Source organism: Corallococcus sicarius (assembly GCF_003611735.1).
GTDB classification, from domain to species: Bacteria; Myxococcota; Myxococcia; order Myxococcales; family Myxococcaceae; genus Corallococcus; species Corallococcus sicarius.
In genome coordinates this window covers 1-379 of sequence record NZ_RAWG01000798.1, presented here as the reverse complement: position 1 = coordinate 379, position 379 = coordinate 1, and the positions used below count along the sequence as shown (strand labels likewise).

General features: G+C 58.0%; 1 pseudogene. It reads right to left on the bottom strand.

The features are described from left to right. Positions 1-379, bottom strand: a pseudogene (locus D7X12_RS42200) (galactokinase); the annotation flags it as partial.

Below are 379 nucleotides of genomic sequence, written 5' to 3'. Positions count from 1 at the left end.
TCAGTGCCACGATGCAGCCGCCAAAGCCGCCACCGGTCATGCGCACACCGCCACGCGGACCGATTTCTGCTTTAACAATCTCAACCAGCTGGTCGATAGGCGGTACGGTGATTTCGAAATCATCACGCATTGAGGCGTGTGATTCTGCCATCAGTTCACCCATGCGCTTCAGGTCGCCGTTACTCAGGGCATCAGCGGCTTCCAGCGTACGGGCATTCTCGGTGATCACGTGGCGGACACGTTTTGCCACCAGCGCATCCAGCTGAGATTCCGACGCGGAAAACTCTTCCAGTGTCACATCGCGCAGTGCCGGTTTGTTAAAGAAGCGCGCACCGGTTTCACACTGCTCACGGCGGGTGTTGTACTCACTGCCCACCAG